Below are 16,963 nucleotides of genomic sequence, written 5' to 3'. Positions count from 1 at the left end.
TGGCAAGGAACCCCGGCCGAGCTGACGGTTGGCAAGGACCCACGGCCGAGCTGACGGTTGGCAAGGAACCCCCCGCCGAGCTGACGCTCGGCGGGGGGCCTAGTTTGAGGGTTCGGTGCGCGGCGGGTCTCCAGCCTGCGAGATTGGTGCGTGGCGGGTCTCCAGCCTGCGAGATTGGTGCGTGGCGGGTCGTTAGCCTGCGGGTTCCATGCCTGCGGGGTTGCGGGGATCGTCGGTGGTGGGGTTCCGTGTCTTGTCGCCCATGCGGGATGGAGGTGCGGGTGGCGAGCTCGTCTGCGGTGGGGGTGCGGTGGCGAGCTAGGGCTACCCGCACGCTCCCGGGGGTCGGGGCTGGCCCCTGAACCCCTTCCCTTTGGGGGTGTGGGGGCTTGCCCCCACGATCTCTTAACGCGCGGTGCGCGTTGCGCGGCGCATGGCCGAGAGCGGGTCGGCGTAGAAGACGCTCAGCGACGTGACCGCGGCGGCGAACTCCTGAACTCGTCCGCCGAAGCGGGAGATGCGGAGGTCGGCTGCCGGAAGGGTGGTGGAGTCGTTGAAAGCCTTTGCCACGCGCTCCATTCCGGGACGCCAGCCGGTGAAAGCCTGGCCGCCCAGGACTACTCGGTCGGGGTTGAACATGTCCCGGACGAGTGCGGCGGTGCGGCCGAGGATTTCGGCGCGTTCGATGAGCAGCGCGCGGGCCGCCGCGTTGCCGGTGTCGGCGGCGCGGTAGAGGTCGGTGACGACCGGGCGGCGCGGGGCCTCCGGCTTGGGGAGCACACCCTTGCGGATCGCGCGCTCCAGCAGGAAACGCTCACCGATGGTGGCCTCCAAGCAGCCGCGCCGGCCGCAGGTGCAATCGACGTCCGAGCCGGTCGGCAGATGCGCGATCGAGCCGGGTCCATTGGCGGGGGTGTGCACACGATCGTGCAAAGTCACTGCTACACCGGCGGTTTCCCGCGCGTAGATGTAGAGGCTGCTGCCGGGCCGGGTCTCTTCGCCGGGCTCGCGGCCGAGCAGCAGCTCGGAGGCCGCCATCGCCTCCACGTGGGCGGAGACCGAAACCGGCTGATCGAGCACGCTGCTGAACACGGCGGCGACCGGTGCGGCCGTCCACCCCAGACGCGGATGGTCCACCACACCCGCGGCGGGATCGACCCGCCCGGCGATGGCCACGCCCGTCCACAGCGGTTTGCGGCGCGGCAGGCGATCCAGGAACGCCTTGGCGCTGCGCGCCACTATGGTCAGCGCGGCGTCCTGACCCGTTTGCGGAGTGGCGATTTCGAGCCCGCCGAGAATTCGCCCGGACAGGTCGGCGGCCACGATGCGGGTCACGGTGGACCCGATGTGCACGCCGAGCGTCACATAGGAATCGGTATCGACCTCGAACGGCACCCGCGGCCGCCCGACCGCGCCGGACGCGGTCAGATCGGCCCGCTCGCGCAGCAATCCGGCCGAAAGCAGCGCGGACACTTGACGATTCACGGTGGCGATACTCAAACCGGTGGTCTGAGCGGCGATATCGCGGAAGATCGGCCCGCGGGCCGCGGCGCGCAGTACAGCCGCGGCCGGGTTGTCGGTAATGCGCAGTTCCGGCGGCACGGCGGGCCGGGCCGGAGCCAGGCGTGCGGTGGCGACGGTCGAATTTTGCGATCGTTCGATCGTGGGACTGGACATGATTTCGGAGTCCTTGCTGCGGTCCCGTCGGCTAACGGGACGAATGCCTACATGAAGAAATCAGCGATGCAGCGAAGAGCCCGGATTCGAGCGAATCGGGGTCAGTACTCGGCTGCGCGACGGCAGGGACAACACAGTTCCCGTTGCCGCGGCAGCCGCACACCCAGCGCGACGGTCACATACGTGACCCGTGCGGCGGTGGGGCGACTGGAAGACATGGGATCAAATTAGCATTCCGCTCAGGGGGAACGGAAGGCGAACGCGAACCTCCCGGCCGCCCGGGCGAATCGAGGGGGTGTGACGGGAAACCCTCCGGGGTGGTGCGCCTCCTACCGAAATCTTTGCGCCAGTTAACTTTTGATGACGCATCGAACCGGGAACGGTGACGCGTCATAACGTGACGGACGACACTCGAACCTCCCACATCTCGAGATATCGCCGCTCTCGACAGCTCACTCCCACCCGCACTGGCGCACACGCATTCCGATCAGTGTGATTCCAAGCCCGGTGCTGGTCGCGCCGGTGGCGTAATACCCGTAAACCCCGCCGTTTCGGCAGGCCGTGGCGCTCACCGAGCGGCGCAGAACCGCACACCCCATGAGGTACCGCGAGTGAGGGCCGGATTGGTCCCAACCGAAGCCCTTACAGTTCTGAACTCGCAGGTCAAAGGCGAAAGGAGCTGAGGGTGCCGGAACCGATCCCACTGCGCGGACCCGTACGCCGCGCCGATCGCGCCCGCCAGGTGGCGGACGTGCTGCGCCAGCAGATTCACGCCGGCGCGTTCGCGGACGCGCTGCCGTCGGAGGCGCAGCTGACCGCCGAATTCGCGGTCTCCCGCAATACCGTGCGCGACGCCCTGGCCCTGCTCAAGGACGAGGGCCTGATCGAACGCGCCCCCAAGATCGGCACCCATGTCGCGCGCCGCAAATACGATCACGGCCTCGACGCCCTGCTCGGGTTGAAGGAGACCCTGCGCGGCCACGGCGAAGTCCACAACGAGGTACGGGCCGTGCAGCACGTCGTGCCGCCGCTCGCCGTCGCCCGCAAACTGCGGCTCGAACCCGGCGAGCAGGCCGTCTACATCGAGCGCCTGCGCTGGTTCGGCGACCTGCCGTTGAGCCTGGACCTCACCTACCTGGTCCCCGATATCGGCGGCGAGGTCATCACCCGCGACCTGGAGACCAATGACGTCTTCGCGCTGATCGAGGAGATCAGCGGCGGCCCGCTCGGCTCCGCGGACCTCGCCCTGGAGGCCATCACCGCCGACGCGCACTCGGCCTCCACCCTGCACATGCCCGAGGGCGGCGCGCTGCTGCTGCTCGAACGGCTCACCAAGCTCGAGGACGGCCGCCCGGTGGACCTCGAATACATCCGGATGCGCGGCGACCGGATCACCATGCGCGGCAGCCTGACCCGGCCGCCGGAGCGCACCGATTGGAGGCTGACCTGATGGCTCTGGTCAATCAGCGGGCGGATGTCCCGGTGACCATCGACGAATCCCTGTGCATTCAGGGCTGCACCCTGTGCGTGGAGATCTGCCCGCTCGATTCGCTGGCGATCAACCCCGACAACGGCAAGGCGTACATGCACGTCGACGAGTGCTGGTACTGCGGGCCGTGCGCGGCGCGCTGTCCCACCGGCGCGGTCACCGTCAATATGCCCTATCTCCTCCGCTGAAATCCCTTCGGCAGCAGCTTTTTTAGGAATCCCATGAAGTACCGTTCCGCTCGTATCGCCACGGCCGCACTGGCCGCCGCGCTCGCCCTCACCGCCTCCGGCTGCTCGCTGGAGCAGCAGTCGTCCGGCAGCGGCGACACCGTCAAGGTCGTCATCGGCTACCAGTCCAAGACCATCAATACCGTGACCGCCGGAACCCTGTTGAAGGCCAAGGGATTCCTGGAACAGCGGCTGCACAAGCTGACCGACGGCGGCGGCGCGAAGTACGAGGTGGAGTGGCAGGACTACGACACCGGTGCGCCGATCACCGCGCAGATGGTGGCCGAGAAGATCGATATCGGCTCGATGGGTGACTATCCGCTGCTCATCAACGGTTCGCGCACCCAGGCCAACGAGCGCGCCGAGACCGAATTCGTCTCCGTCACCGGCTACAACCCCAAGGGCGCGCTGAACATGGTGGTGGTGTCGCCGGATGCCAAGGCGCGGTCCATCAACGACCTTGCCGGGCAGAAGGTTTCGGCATCGGTCGGCTCCGCCGGACACGGCACCCTGGTGCAGGCGCTGACCCGCGCCGGCATCGACCCGAAGACCGGCGTCGAGGTACTCAACCAGCAGCCGCAGATCGGTTCCTCCGCACTGGAATCCGGTCAGGTGGCCGCGCTCTCGCAGTTCGTGGCCTGGCCCGGACTGCTGGTCTTCCAGAACAAGGCCAAGCTTCTCTACGACGGGGCCGAGCTGAACGTCCCCACCTTCCACGGGGTGGTGGCGCGTCGTGACTACGCCAAACAGCATCCGGAGGTGCTGAATGCGTTCCTGCAAGCCCAATTGGACGCCACCGACTTCATCCACACCCAGCCCCTGGAGGCGGCGCGGCTCGTCGCCGAGGGCAGCGGCCTGCCTCAGGAGGTCGTGTACCTCTACAACGGGCCGGGCGGAACCTCCTTCGACACCACGCTGAAGCCGAACCTCATCAGCGCCTTCAAAGCCGATGTGCAGTACCTGAAGTCGATCGGTGACTTCGCGGACCTGGATATCGACAAGTTCGTGGATCCGACCGCGCTGCAAGCCGCATTCAAGGAACGCGGCGCGAACTACGACGCCGAACTGGCCGTCGGCACCAACCCCGCACCGGTCAAGGGCAACGACCCGGTGAGCGGCAAGACCGCCGACAATCCGGCGCTCGCCGGCGAGATCTGGTTCACCGGCGCGGATGCCACCCAGGTCGCTTCGGACCCCACCAGCCTGCTGCGCGCCGTGAAACAGGCTCGCGCCCAGGGTAAGACGGTCCGCGCCGCCTACGTGCCGGACGCCGAACTCGGCACCCGCTGGTTCGCCGACAAGGCCCTGTGGGTGCGCGACGGCGAAACCTACCTGCCCTTCACCACCGCCGCCGCCCAGCAGCGCTACCTGACCGGGCATCCGTCGGGTGCGGCTGTCGCCTACGAGCAGGCCGTCAGCGAGGTCCGGCAATGAGCGCCACCACCGCGGCGCCACTCGCGGCCGCCGTGGTGCCGGAATCGCCCGCCGTCGTGTCTCGTCCGCATCGCAGGCGCGGAGCCTGGCGGTCTCGGGCGGTCCGCTCGGTTTCGATCATCGCGGCGATCGGCCTGTGGCAGCTGTTGACCGCCAACAACGTTCGGGCATGGGTGCGGTTCGATACCCTGCCGACCGTCACCGAGATCGTGCGCGCTTTCCGGCACCAGCTGGGAACCGACGAGTTCTATCTCGATCTCGGGCAGTCGCTGATCCGGATTCTGAGCGGGTTCGGCCTCGCCGCCGCGCTCGGTGTGTCGCTCGGTGTGGCACTGGGGCGTTCCCGCTGGCTGGCCGACACGGTCGGGCCGTTGACCGAACTGGCGCGGCCCATTCCGGCGATCGCCATCGTGCCGGTCGCGATCCTGCTGTTCCCGGACGACGAGGCGGGGATCGTGTTCATCACCTTCCTCGCGGCCTTCTTCCCGGTGCTGGTCTCCACCAGGCATGCCGTGCGGGCCCTGCCGACCATCTGGGAGGACTCGGTGCGCACGCTCGGCGGCAATCGGTGGGATGTGCTGTTCCGGGTGGTGTTGCCGGGCAGCCTGCCCGGGGTGTTCTCCGGGCTTTCGGTGGGCATCGGCGTGGCGTGGATCTGCGTGGTCTCCGCCGAGATGATCTCCGGTCGGCTGGGAGTCGGCTATCGCACCTGGCAGGCGTACACGATCGTGGACTACCCGCGGGTGTTCGTCGGCATCATCACCATCGGCGTGCTGGGGTACAGCACTTCGGCCGCGGTGGAATTCATCGGCCGCCGGGTCACCCACTGGCTGCCGCGCATCCCGGAGGCGGCGAAATGAGCATCGGATTGACCCTGGAACGGATCGGTCTGTCCTACACCGGCGCACCGGTGATCACGGATCTGAATCTGGAGGTGAAGCCGGGGGAGATCCTGATCCTCACCGGCCCATCCGGCTGCGGCAAGTCCACCGTGCTGCGCGCCCTGGCCGGACTGCTGCGTCCCGACACCGGGCGGGTGCTGGCCGACGGCATCGAGGTCACCGGCACCGACCGGGATCGCGCCGTCGTCTTCCAGGACAATGCGCTGCTGCCGTGGAAAACCGTGCGCGCCAATATCGAACTGGCGCTGAAGCTGCGTGGCGAACCCCGCGCGGGCCGCCGCGCGCTGGCCGAGAAGTGGATCGAGGAGATCGGCCTCACCGGTTTCGCCGACTTCCTGCCCAAGAGCCTGTCCGGCGGCATGCGCCAGCGGGTCCAGCTGGCGCGCGGGCTGGCCGGCGCACCGCGCGCGGTCATGATGGACGAACCGTTCGGCGCGCTCGACGCGCAGACCCGGAACACCATGCAGCGCTTGCTGATCGATACCTGGCAGACCCATCCCGCCACCGTCGTCTTCGTCACCCACGATGTGGACGAAGCCCTGCTGATCGGCGATCGCGTCGCCGTGCTCGGCCGCGCCGGGGAACCATTGCGCGCCCTGCTGGAGGTCCCCCAGCCGCGCACCCTCGGCCTCGACCGCAGCGCGCTGCGCGCCGAAATCATTACCGCTCTGGATCATTCGGGCGATCTCGCCGTCCTCTGATCCGTCCCCGACTGCGAATGCTGGTGTAACTCATGGAGATTCCCGATCTGTCCGAAACCCTGCGGCTGGACTGCGACGTCCTGGTGATCGGCGGCGGCACGGCGGGCACCATGGCCGCGCTCACCGCCGCCGAGCAGGGTGCGAACGTGCTGCTGCTGGAGAAGGCGCACGTCCGGCATTCCGGCGCGCTGGCCATGGGCATGGACGGGGTGAACAACGCGGTCATTCCGGGCAAGGCCGAGCCGGAGGATTACGTCGCCGAGATCACCCGGGCCAACGACGGAATCGTCAACCAGCGCACCGTCTATCAGACGGCGACGCGCGGATTCGCCATGGTGCAGCGGCTCGAACGCTACGGCGTGAAGTTCGAGAAGGACGCGTACGGGGAGTACGCGGTGCGGCGGGTGCACCGGTCGGGGTCGTACGTGCTGCCGATGCCGGAGGGGAAGGACGTCAAGAAGGCGCTGTATCGCGTACTGCGGCAGCGCAAGATGCGCGAGCGGATCCGCATCGAGAACCGGCTCATGCCGGTGCGGGTGCTCACCGAGAACGGGCGTGCCGTCGGGGCCGCCGCATTGAACACGCGCACGGGGGAATTCGTCGCGGTGGCCGCCAAGGCGGTCATTCTCGCCACCGGTCCGTGCGGGCGGCTCGGGCTGCCCGCCTCCGGGTACCTCTACGGCACCTACGAGAACCCCACCAATGCCGGTGACGGGTACGCCATGGCCTATCACGCGGGCGCGGAACTCTCCGGCATCGAATGCTTCCAGATCAATCCGCTGATCAAGGATTACAACGGTCCGGCCTGCGCCTACGTCGCCAATCCGTTCGGCGGTTACCAGGTCAACGCCCTCGGTGAGCGCTTCGTCGACTCCGATTACTGGTCCGGGCAGATGATGTCGGAGGTCAAGCGGGAGATCGAATCCGCGCGCGGGCCGATCTACCTCAAGGTCTCGCATCTGCCGACCGAAACCCTGGATGCCCTCGAAGGCATCCTGCACACCACCGAACGGCCGACGCGCGGCACCTTCCACGCCAATCGCGGACACGACTACCGCACCCACGATATCGAGATGCACATCTCCGAAATCGGTTTGTGCAGTGGGCATTCCGCATCCGGCGTGTGGGTGGATGAGAACGCCCGCACCACGGTGCCCGGCCTGTACGCGGCCGGAGACCTGGCCTGCGTCCCGCACAACTACATGATCGGCGCGTTCGTGTACGGCGATCTCGCGGGCGCGCACGCGGCCTCGACGCTCGCCGAAATCGATGCGCCGCGCGAACTTCCGTCCGATCAGCTGGCGGCCGCGCACGAACTGATCTATCGCCCGCTGCGCAATCCCGACGGCCCGCCGCAGCAGCAGGTCGAATACAAGCTGCGCCGCTTCGTCAACGACTACGTGGCCCCGCCCAAGACCGCCACCAAACTTTCGCTGGCCATCGAAACCTTCGACCGCATGCTGGGCGACCTGGAAGCCATGGGCGCGCAGACCCCGCACGAACTGATGCGCTGCGCCGAAGTGAGCTTCATCCGCGACTGCGCCGAAATGGCCGCCCGCTCCTCCCTCACCCGCACCGAATCCCGTTGGGGCCTCTACCACGAACGCGCCGACCTACCCGAGCGCGACGATGTGGAATGGCGCTACCACCTCAACCTCCGCAAGGGCGAGGACGGTGACATGGAATTCCTGAAGCGTCCGGTCGACCCGTACTTCGTCCCCGTCCCCGGCCTCGACGATCTGCCTTCGGAAGACTCGGCGGTCATCCCCGTCGAGCAGCCCGCGCTCGTCGGCAGCCCGCCCAATCTCGGGGCGGAAGTGCACACCCACACCGTCCCGGCTGCCCCGGCCGCGAAGGAGATCGTCGCCCCGCGCATCGCCCTCCTGCTCAGCCTGGATGCGCCGAGTGCGGAAGACCTCGAATCCTTCCTGTCCGACCCGGACCCGCGCGTGCGCGCCACCGCCCTGTCCGTCCTCACCGAGGGCACCCCGGACGGTTTCGGCGACCGCCTCATCGACGCGCTCGGCGACACCGATGCCGAAGTCCGGGCCGCCGCCGTGGCGGGCCTGCGCGAACTCGTCGAAATCCTGCCCGCCCCCGGCCAGCTCGCCCGGCATGCCGACTCGCCCGACCCGCTGGTGCGCGCGGCCGTCATCGACCTGCTGCGCGCCCTGCACGCCGGAAGTGCGGAGCTGTTCGCCAAGGCCGCACTCGATTCCGACCACCGGGTTCGCATTCAAGCCGTGGACGGACTGGTCTCTCTGGACGATTGGAACGCCCTCACCACCGCCGCCCACGACGAGAACCGCGAAGTCCGCATCGCCGCGGCCAAGGGTCTGGCCACCGTCGGCCAGGGCGGAGTGGCCGCCGTCCGCACTCTGATCACCGACCGCGACCCCTTGGTACGCGCGGCCGCCCTCACCGCCCTGGCCCGCCTCGGCGACGCCGGCGATGCACCGAATCTGGCTGCCGCATTACGGGATTCGGCCTGGCAGATCCGGGAAGGCGCGGCCCGGGGCCTATCGGCGATCGGCGCCGAACTGGCCGCCGAACCCCTCACCGCGGCCCTGTCCGACGTCCACCCCGACATCCGCAAAGCCGCCGTGCTCACCCTCAGCAGCTGGCCGGAGTCCGAATCCGCCCGCACCGCACTGCAATCCGCCCTCGACGACACCGACGCCGACGTCCGCGCCTACGCCCGCCGCGCCCTGGCATTGCACGCGAATTCCTAGCCGGACGATCCCGGGGAGGCGGTCGGAATGGCGGAAAGAGTCTTCACCTCGCCGCGCGGAACAATCCCTCGACCGCCGTGATGAAGTACGGGAAATGCGCGCCGAAGCGGAGCAGGTCGCGGTCACCTTCGAAGCCGCCGAACCAGTAGATGCCGGTCTCACCGTCGGCGGTCGGGTCCAGATTGCGGAAGGTGCGGACCCACTGGTCGGTGCGCTGTCCGGCCACCATGAACGGCAGGGCACGGGAGAACACCAGCTCCTGATCCGGCGGCGGGAGTTGCTGCGGCGCAATCGCGTCCAAACCGCGCAACATGGCCTGGACCCGGCCGGTCAGCTCACGGCCCAGCGCCGTACGGGACGGCAGGTAGCGGGGGAGGAGCAGGGCCGCGACACCCGCCAGCGCGATCGCGACGCCGATGAGCGCGTGCCCGGGGCCGAGCGCGAGGGCGGCGGTGGCGATCGCCCCGGTGACGATCAGTGCCGCGCCGAGCCAGAATTCGAAGCCGCGGCGGGTGCGATCCACGAACGCGCCGCGCGCCACGGCATCGTCGATCAACGCGCGGCGCACCGCACGGACCGGGACCTTGCCCTTCAGCTCCGACAGCAGGACCGAATCCGCGCCGTCCGGCAGCAGCGCGGCATAGACGGTGCGCTCGTAGGCGGTGAGCTGATCGTCGGCGGGGTTGAGACGCTCGATGCGCCAATCCTTCTCACCCGCCACGGCGACCCAGAGATAACTGCGCACCGCCAGATCCACGATGGTGGCGGCCATATCGCAGGGGTCCACATAGCCGTCCAGCAGCAGTCCGGCGGTGCCCGGCAGCACGCCGTCCGGCGAGGTGAACCGGGCCCGATTGTGCTCGCGCGCAATCGGATCGAGCACCTGCGGCGCGTCCTGGGCGGGCCGGCGCGTCCACACCACGTAACCCGCCGCGGCGGCCAGCCCCGCCAGCAGCACCGCGAACGCCGCCAGCACCGGACCGGTCAGCGAGAACGGGCCGGGCGCGTCGTCGTCCTGGATATCGGCATTGGCCTTCACCGTGCCGGGCGGCAGCTGCAAGGTCACATCGATGACATCGCCCTTGTGCAGATCCGACTTCGACAGGTGTGCGACGCCGTCCGGCTCCACCCGGATATCCGCGCAATCCTCCGGAGCGCCGGGCGGGCCGATGGTGCACTTGGTGACGCCCATCCGGAAGTCCGGGCTGATCACGCTCACATTGATCGACGCCACATCGGTGTTCAGCACGCCGGTCCAGTGGAACACCTGCGCGCCATCGGTATTGCTGACCGTGTTGTGCACGGCGTACTTGAAGGTCGCCGACCCGGGCCGCGCCTCGATGGTGAACAGGCCGTCGTCCACCCGCGCCGTACCGTCGCCGGTGGCCTCCACCTCGGTGACCTCGAAGCTGCGCTGCACGGTATCGCTGACCTGCACCCGCAGCGGCAGCACCTGCCGGAAGTCGCTGCCCTCGGGCACTTCCACGGTCTCGGCCACGCGTAGCAGACCATCGTCGCCGAGACTCACATCCGCGGTGATGCGCACGCCCTCCGACTGCGCGAGGGCGGCCGGTGCGCTCAGGCCCGCGAGCGCGAGCAGCAGCGCGACGAGAGCGCCCCCCCGAAAAATCTGCATGACAGGCGACTATAGACAGCTTGCTATCCTTCCTCAGCGGCTGTCGGTTATCGCATACGAACGAGGGGGGTGCGGGGGATGACTCGCCCACCGTCCGGCTATGGTCCGACTCCTCCCGGCGGCAACCCGCCCGGACAGCCGCGCCCTGGTCAGGGCGGTAATCCGAATCACGGCCGGCCGCAGCCGAATCCGGGGCACCCGGGACGGCCGCCGGGTCAGCCCGGCTATCCCGGGCAGCCGAATCCGGGACCGCCGCAGCGCCCGCCGTACGGCAATCCGCCTCCGGGCCAGCCGTTCCCGGGGCAGCAATTCCCGGTCCAGCCGTATCCCGGGCCGCGTGGACCGGGGCAGCCGCAGCCCGGCCGCCCCCAGCCCGCGGGCCAGCCACGGCCGGGTTATCGCCCGGTAGCGCCGCCGCCCGCGCAGACCGAGATGTTCTCGCGGCGTCCCGCCTATCAGCCGCCGCCCGCGCCCACCAGCGCGCCCGCGCAGCCCGGATATCGGCTCCCCATGCCCGCGCCCGGTGCGCACGCGCCGGCCGCCCGGCCGCGCCGTCGCCGCCTGGGCACCCTGCTGGTGATCCTCATCGTGCTGATCACCGGGGTGCTGCTGCGCACCGCCGTGCGCAACGGCTTCGACAGCCTCGGCTCCGGTGAGGCCGTAAAGACCACCTACGCACCCGATTCCGGCGGCGGCAGCGCCACCGGCGTCGCCGCCACCGCCGACAATCCACTGGTCACCGGGGCGGATCTGACCCTGATCCCGGCCAAATGCAACTACACCGCGTGGAGCACCGAGGTCGAGGCGGCGCGCACCTTCTTCGAAACCGCGGCCGGCTGCCTCGAAAACGCCTGGAAGCCACTGTTCACCGAGATCAATATGAGCTTCGAAGCGCCGAAGCTGATGGTCTCCGCCGACACCACCGGCATCACCACCCTGTGCACCGGCAGCAGCTCCAACTTCGCCGCCTTCTACTGCTCGGCGGACAAGACCATCTACCTGCCGATCAGCCAGTTGCAGACCGATATCTTCAAGAACAACTGGGTGGTCTATCTCTCGGTCTTCGCCCACGAGTACGGGCACCACGTCCAAGCCCAATCCGGCATTCTCGGCAAGGTGCATCAGCAGCGCCGTGACGCGGGCGTGCGCAGCGACACCGGGCTGGAGCTGTCCCGCCGAACCGAATTGCAGGCCAACTGCTTCGACGGCATGTTTCTCTCCGCCTCGCACGGCGGCGGTTCGCTCACCAACGCCCAGATCGGCGTGGCCCGCACCGACACCTACCATCGCGGCGACTCGGCCGGCGATATGCGCGACCACGGCACCGCCCAGAACAGCGGTTCCTGGTTCGAGGTCGGCTACGACAAGAACCGCACCGCCCAGTGCAACACCTTCTCCGCCGCCGCGAGCAAGGTGAACTAGCGCGCCGGCCCGCCCTTCGGCGGCGGGGAGTGGGATGGACACAAAGGGGTCCGGGGACTTGGTCCCCGGACCCCGTTCTGTTCGAACCGTCAGTGCCCGAAGGGCTTTCCGTGGCGCTGCGGCGAATGCCCGTGCACGCCTTCGGCGTATGCGGTCTCGGCGTGCAGCGCGAAGTCGATACCGCCGACCTCGTCTTCCCGGCTGATCCGGAATCCGATGAACTTGTCGATGACCTTGCCCAGCAGGAACGTCACCCCGAAAGCGAAGGCCGCGACGGCGAGCACGCCGACCACCTGCTTACCCAGCTGCGCCGGCCCGCCGCCGTAGAACAGCCCGTCGGCCCCATCGGTCATGACATGGGTGGCCAGCAGCCCGATCAGCAGCGTGCCCACCACACCGCCCACGAAGTGCACGCCCACCACATCGAGCGAATCGTCGTAGTTGCCCTTGAACTTCCAGCCCACCGCGAACGAACACACCACGCCGGCCAGCAGACCCACGATCAGCGCGCCCAGCGTGTTCACCGTCCCACACGACGGCGTGATGGCCACCAGACCCGCCACCGCACCCGACGCCGCACCGAAGGTGGTGGGCCGGCCGTCGCGCACCTGCTCCACCACCAGCCAGCCCAGCATGCCCAGGCAGCCCGCGACGAGGGTGTTCAGGAAGACCGCGGCGGCAATGCCGTTGGCCTGCAAGGCGGAACCGGCATTGAACCCGAACCAGCCGAACCACAGCAGCCCCGCGCCGAGCAGCACGAACGGCAGATTATGCGGTCGCATGGCGTCTACCTTGAAGCCGACGCGCGGCCCCAGCACGATCGCCATGGCCAGCGCCGAAGCGCCCGAAGCGATCTCGACCACCAGGCCGCCCGCGTAGTCGAGCGCGCCCAGCTCGGCCAGCCAGCCGTCCGGCGTCCACACCCAGTGCGCGATCGGCGAATACACGATGAGCGCCCACACCGGCACGAAGATCATCCAGGCGGAGAACTTGGCGCGGTCGGCGATCGCGCCCGACACCAGCGCCACGGTCAGAATCGCGAAGGTCAGCTGGAAGGTGACGAACAGCAGCTCCGGCACGGCCTTGCCGTCGGTCCCCGGAATCGCGTGCAGGGTGCCCGGATCGATCCCGGACAGCCCGAGATGACCGAGGTCTCCGATGATCCCGCCGCCCGCGTCGTCGCCGAAGGCCAGGCTGTACCCGAACAGCAGCCACACCACCGCGACCAGCGGAATCGCGATGAAGCTCATCATCAGCATGTTGAGCACACCGGTCGACCGCACCATGCCGCCGTAGAAGATCGCCAGCCCGGGCGTCATGAGCAGCACCATGGCCGTGGCCGCGAGCAGCCAGGCCGTGGCGGCCGGATCGAGGGTCAGGGGTGTCATGGGGGTAACTCCTTCCGCGCGCAATCGCGTTGCGTGGAAGTTACCGAAAACTCACGTTTCGGCGCTGTTACGAAAATGAGGACTTGGATACCTGCCCGTAACAGGTGCTAGCTGCGGCGATCCCGAGCCTTGCGCCCCAAAGCCCGCAATCCGCGCGGTCCGGGCACGGGCTGGCCGTCGTCGAGGGCCATCCACTCGGCGGTCACCAGCCACTGCTGCTGGGCGCGGGCGTCGGCTGTGTCGTTGAACACGCGGCGGCCGCGATCGTCGCGCAATTCGTAGGCGAGCACCGACCAGCGCGGCGGGCGCTCGTTCTCGGCGATCTGGTCGCGCAGGTAGGTGGCGACCAGGGTGCCGAGGGTGTTCACGGGGCGCAGTGAGACCCGATTTCCGTACCGGGCGGCATGGAAACGCCTTCCGGCGCACAGGGATCGGGGCGTGGCGTTGTAGGCGATCCAGCCCGCGCGCTGCGCCCGCTCGATCAGCCACAGGTGTTTGACGGCGGTCGGGGGAATATCGCCGACGCGATCGCGAATCAGGCTCACCACGGGTTCGGAGAGCAGTACGTCGCGGCGGGTCGGACCGGTGCCGTGCGCGGTCCAGTATTCGTCGGTGAGTTTCGCGATGACGCGGCCGAAATCGTCGATGCTGCGCTGGGCGCGGCGGCCCAGGCGTTCGATGCGATCGGCCTCGGCGCGCATATCGTTCTGCACCATCAGGGTCTCGATGGCCGCGAGGGTCGGCACCTGACCGCGCTGCAAGAGCTCCAGGATGGCGCCCGCGGTGGCCGGATCGGCGGCGGCCGACACCGGTAGCGAGGCGCGCTTGATGTCGTAGTCCTGGGGGGCGATGGCCCGGCTGAGCAAACCGACCGCGGCGATGTCACCGGCGAACTCGGTGCTGGAGAGCCAGGCTTGGGCGATGTCGTCGTGCGACGGCACTGGGGCGTTCCTCCGGAAAATTTGGTTGTGCCCCGGTCGGGATGAGGGACCGGCCGGGGCCACCAACCTGATGAAGGTTTGGCTACCGAAGTTGCCGATGTCCACGGTAGCCAAACGATTGCGATCTTGCCGCATCGGTTCACTGGATCGTTATGTCCGCTCTGCGGAGTTGAAACCGAACGCACGACTGCATCTGGTGATCTTGCAGACCAGGCGCGTCCGGCATTTCCATCCTAAAAACGCGCTGAGAATTTGCTGAGCTCACTCACAGGATTTCAGTCCGGTCCGGTCGGTTTAGACCGGTCTCTCGGAATGCATGTGATGTACGCCACACGATTGCTTGCGACAGGCCGGGAAACGGACAACTCGGCGACCGGCCCCACAGCGAATAACTCGATGTCGGACCGTCCCGGTAACCTGCCTGCGTGGCTCTGTACCGGAAGTACCGACCGGCAACGTTCGCTGAAGTGGTGGGTCAGGAGCACGTCACCGATCCGCTGAGTATCGCGCTCGACACCGGGCGGATCAGTCATGCCTACCTGTTCTCGGGTCCGCGCGGATGCGGCAAGACCTCCTCCGCGCGCATCCTCGCGCGCTCGCTCAACTGCGTGCAGGGACCGACCTCGAAACCCTGCGGCGTCTGCTCCTCCTGTGTCGCGCTGGGCCCCGGCGGGCCGGGCAACCTGGACGTCATCGAACTCGACGCCGCGAGCCACGGTGGTGTCGACGACACCCGCGAACTCCGCGACCGCGCCTTCTACGCGCCCGCCGAATCCCGGTACCGCGTCTTCATCGTCGACGAGGCGCACATGGTGACGACGGCGGGCTTCAACGCCCTGCTGAAGATCGTCGAAGAGCCCCCGGCCCACCTCATCTTCGTCTTCGCCACCACGGAGCCGGACAAGGTCCTGCCGACCATCCGCTCCCGCACCCATCACTACCCCTTCCGCCTGCTCCCGCCCGCCACCATGCGCGGCCTGCTCGGCAAGATCTGCGACCAGGAGAACGTACAGGTCGAAGAGTCGGTGTACCCCTTGGTCATTCGCGCCGGCGGCGGCTCCCCGCGCGACAGCCTCAGCGTCCTGGACCAGCTGCTCGCGGGCGCGGGCCCCGAGGGCGTCACCTACCCCCGCGCGGTCTCCCTGCTCGGCGTCACCGACATCGCCCTGATCGACGATGCCGTCGAGGCCCTCGCGACCTCGGACGGCGCGGCCCTGTTCGGCACCATCGACCGCGTCGTCGAAGCCGGCCACGACCCCCGCCGCTTCGCCACCGATCTCCTCGAGCGCCTCCGCGACCTCATCCTCCTGCGCGCTGTCCCCGACGCGACCGAGCGCAATCTGGTCACCGGCCCCGGCGACGTCCTGGACCGAATGCGCGCCCAGGCGAACAACATCGGCCCCGCCACCCTCGCCCGCCATGCCGAACTCCTCCACGAGGGCCTCGGCGACATGCGCGGCGCCACCAACCCCCGCCTCCTCCTCGAGGTGATCGCCGCCCGCATGCTGCTCCCCTCGGCCTCCGAAGCCGAGTCGGCGACCCTGCAACGCCTCGAAACCATCGAACGCCGCATGGCGAACGGCATCCCGGCCGCCGCGGCTGCCGCCCCCGGTGGCTCCGCCGCGCCCGCTCGCGCCGCGGGCCCCGCCGCCGAGCAAGGCAGCGCCTCTGCCGATGCCTCGGCCCCGAGCGCGCCCCCGGCTTCCGGAAATCGCCGCCGCGGTGCGGAAGCCCTCGCCGCCCTCCGTGCCGAAAAAGACGGAACCCCAACACCTCCCGCCGGATCGCAGCCCACCGGCGCGCAAGTGCCCCCGGCCGCCCAGGCGGCCCCCATCGCCCCCCAACAGCCCGCCGCCGCTCAGCAGCGCGCAGCGCAAGACGTCCCGGCTCCCGTACCGCCGGCGGCCACCTCTCAGTCGCCGGTCTCCGCGGCACCAGCGCCCACGATGCGGAGTGCTCCGGCAACCGCGCCGGGCGACCAGGGTTCGACCCCGGCGCAAGCTGCACGGCCGCAGGCCGCGGCACCCGAAGCCGCCGGGCAGCCCGCTGTGACCGCTATCCGTCCGCCCGAGCTGAGCCCGGTTTCGATCGCGGCCGTTCAGGCCGCGGAAGCCGTTGGCGCGCAGCATGACTCAACTACCGGAGCGACCGACTCCGGCGCAGCCGCGACCGGCCGGCCCGATTCTGGCATGGCCGCGAGCGCGGGTGCCGTCACCGCGCCCCAGGCTGCCCACCCCGCCGAACGCGCTGCGGCTGTTCAAGACTCGGGAAACATTCGCGCCGACTCCGATTCCGGCGCTGCGGTGCCGCCGGATGCTGCCGGCGGACCGTCCAGCTCCGCCCCTCATCCGGCCGAACCTCACGCCGCAGCCGACGCTGTTGTGCCGCAATCGGATTCCGCTTCCGATGCCCCG

Annotated in this window: 11 protein-coding genes and 1 pseudogene; 8 read left to right on the top strand and 4 right to left on the bottom strand. The window is 69.0% G+C overall.

What is annotated here, in order from left to right:
* Positions 1-405 precede the first annotated feature (405 nt).
* Positions 406-1,677, bottom strand: a complete 1,272-nt coding sequence (locus NI1_RS25885) for an ROK family protein (protein WP_067825651.1) — start codon at positions 1,675-1,677, stop codon at positions 406-408.
* Between the two features lie 685 nt (positions 1,678-2,362).
* Between NI1_RS25885 and NI1_RS25880 the strand changes: the two genes are divergently transcribed.
* Genes NI1_RS25880 through NI1_RS25855 form a run of 6 tightly spaced genes read left to right on the top strand, consistent with a single transcriptional unit; the run spans position 2,363 to position 9,162 of the window.
* Positions 2,363-3,127, top strand: coding sequence for a GntR family transcriptional regulator (locus tag NI1_RS25880; protein ID WP_439957298.1), 765 nt, complete (start codon positions 2,363-2,365; stop codon positions 3,125-3,127).
* Positions 3,127-3,354: a 4Fe-4S dicluster domain-containing protein gene (locus tag NI1_RS25875; protein WP_040744775.1), complete on the top strand. Its 228-nt coding sequence runs from the start codon at positions 3,127-3,129 to the stop codon at positions 3,352-3,354. The genes NI1_RS25880 and NI1_RS25875 overlap by 1 nt, the downstream gene beginning before the upstream one ends.
* A 33-nt stretch (positions 3,355-3,387) precedes the next feature.
* On the top strand, positions 3,388-4,827 hold the full coding sequence (locus NI1_RS25870) for an ABC transporter substrate-binding protein (protein WP_067825647.1): 1,440 nt from the start codon (positions 3,388-3,390) through the stop codon (positions 4,825-4,827).
* The gene (locus tag NI1_RS25865) at positions 4,824-5,687 is read left to right on the top strand and encodes an ABC transporter permease (RefSeq protein WP_067825645.1); all 864 of its coding nucleotides are present in this window, start codon (positions 4,824-4,826) and stop codon (positions 5,685-5,687) included. Before NI1_RS25870 ends, NI1_RS25865 begins: the two co-directional genes overlap by 4 nt.
* Entirely contained in the window at positions 5,684-6,430 is a 747-nt protein-coding gene (locus NI1_RS25860) for an ABC transporter ATP-binding protein (protein ID WP_067825643.1), read from the top strand. Before NI1_RS25865 ends, NI1_RS25860 begins: the two co-directional genes overlap by 4 nt.
* A 32-nt stretch (positions 6,431-6,462) precedes the next feature.
* On the top strand, positions 6,463-9,162 hold the full coding sequence (locus tag NI1_RS25855; RefSeq protein ID WP_067825641.1) for a fumarate reductase/succinate dehydrogenase flavoprotein subunit: 2,700 nt from the start codon (positions 6,463-6,465) through the stop codon (positions 9,160-9,162).
* Positions 9,163-9,205: 43 nt separating this feature from the next.
* On the opposite strand, the gene NI1_RS25850 is transcribed toward NI1_RS25855, so the two are convergent.
* Positions 9,206-10,798 carry a DUF2207 family protein gene (locus NI1_RS25850; RefSeq protein WP_067825639.1) on the bottom strand — a complete coding sequence of 531 codons (1,593 nt, stop codon included), beginning with the start codon at positions 10,796-10,798 and terminating at the stop codon, positions 9,206-9,208.
* A 78-nt stretch (positions 10,799-10,876) separates the two neighbouring features.
* Here NI1_RS25850 and NI1_RS25845 point away from each other — a divergent pair, with 78 nt between their 5' ends.
* The gene (locus tag NI1_RS25845; RefSeq protein ID WP_245663401.1) at positions 10,877-12,220 is read left to right on the top strand and encodes a neutral zinc metallopeptidase; all 1,344 of its coding nucleotides are present in this window, start codon (positions 10,877-10,879) and stop codon (positions 12,218-12,220) included.
* A gap of 89 nt (positions 12,221-12,309) precedes the next feature.
* Here the strand turns inward: NI1_RS25845 and NI1_RS25840 are convergent, their stop codons facing one another.
* Positions 12,310-13,608 (bottom strand): ammonium transporter, encoded by a 1,299-nt coding sequence (locus tag NI1_RS25840; protein WP_067825636.1) that lies wholly within the window; start codon positions 13,606-13,608, stop codon positions 12,310-12,312.
* 107 nt (positions 13,609-13,715) lie between these two features.
* Complete coding sequence (locus tag NI1_RS25835; RefSeq protein WP_067825634.1) at positions 13,716-14,549, bottom strand: hypothetical protein; 834 nt, start codon at positions 14,547-14,549, stop codon at positions 13,716-13,718.
* Between the two features lie 425 nt (positions 14,550-14,974).
* On the opposite strand from NI1_RS25835, the pseudogene NI1_RS37450 reads away from it, so the two are divergent.
* Positions 14,975-16,594 (top strand): annotated as a pseudogene (locus NI1_RS37450) (DNA polymerase III subunit gamma and tau); the annotation flags it as partial.
* Positions 16,595-16,963 lie beyond the last annotated feature (369 nt).

This window comes from Nocardia inohanensis NBRC 100128 (assembly GCF_001612945.1).
GTDB classification, from domain to species: Bacteria; Actinomycetota; Actinomycetes; order Mycobacteriales; family Mycobacteriaceae; genus Nocardia; species Nocardia inohanensis.
The sequence above is the reverse complement of the archived record's forward strand: the minus strand, read 5'-3'. Positions and strand labels throughout refer to the sequence as shown.

Bases quoted from the DNA above. Each gene is read 5' to 3' on its own strand.
- NI1_RS25885 (WP_067825651.1), bottom strand. From the start codon at position 1,677: ATGTCCAGTCCCACGATCGAACGATCGCAAAATTCGACCGTCGCCACC.
- NI1_RS25875 (WP_040744775.1), top strand. From the start codon at position 3,127: ATGGCTCTGGTCAATCAGCGGGCGGATGTCCCGGTGACCATCGACGAA.
- NI1_RS25870 (WP_067825647.1), top strand. From the start codon at position 3,388: ATGAAGTACCGTTCCGCTCGTATCGCCACGGCCGCACTGGCCGCCGCG.
- NI1_RS25865 (WP_067825645.1), top strand. From the start codon at position 4,824: ATGAGCGCCACCACCGCGGCGCCACTCGCGGCCGCCGTGGTGCCGGAA.
- NI1_RS25860 (WP_067825643.1), top strand. From the start codon at position 5,684: ATGAGCATCGGATTGACCCTGGAACGGATCGGTCTGTCCTACACCGGC.
- NI1_RS25855 (WP_067825641.1), top strand. From the start codon at position 6,463: ATGGAGATTCCCGATCTGTCCGAAACCCTGCGGCTGGACTGCGACGTC.
- NI1_RS25850 (WP_067825639.1), bottom strand. From the start codon at position 10,798: ATGCAGATTTTTCGGGGGGGCGCTCTCGTCGCGCTGCTGCTCGCGCTC.
- NI1_RS25845 (WP_245663401.1), top strand. From the start codon at position 10,877: ATGACTCGCCCACCGTCCGGCTATGGTCCGACTCCTCCCGGCGGCAAC.
- NI1_RS25840 (WP_067825636.1), bottom strand. From the start codon at position 13,608: ATGACACCCCTGACCCTCGATCCGGCCGCCACGGCCTGGCTGCTCGCG.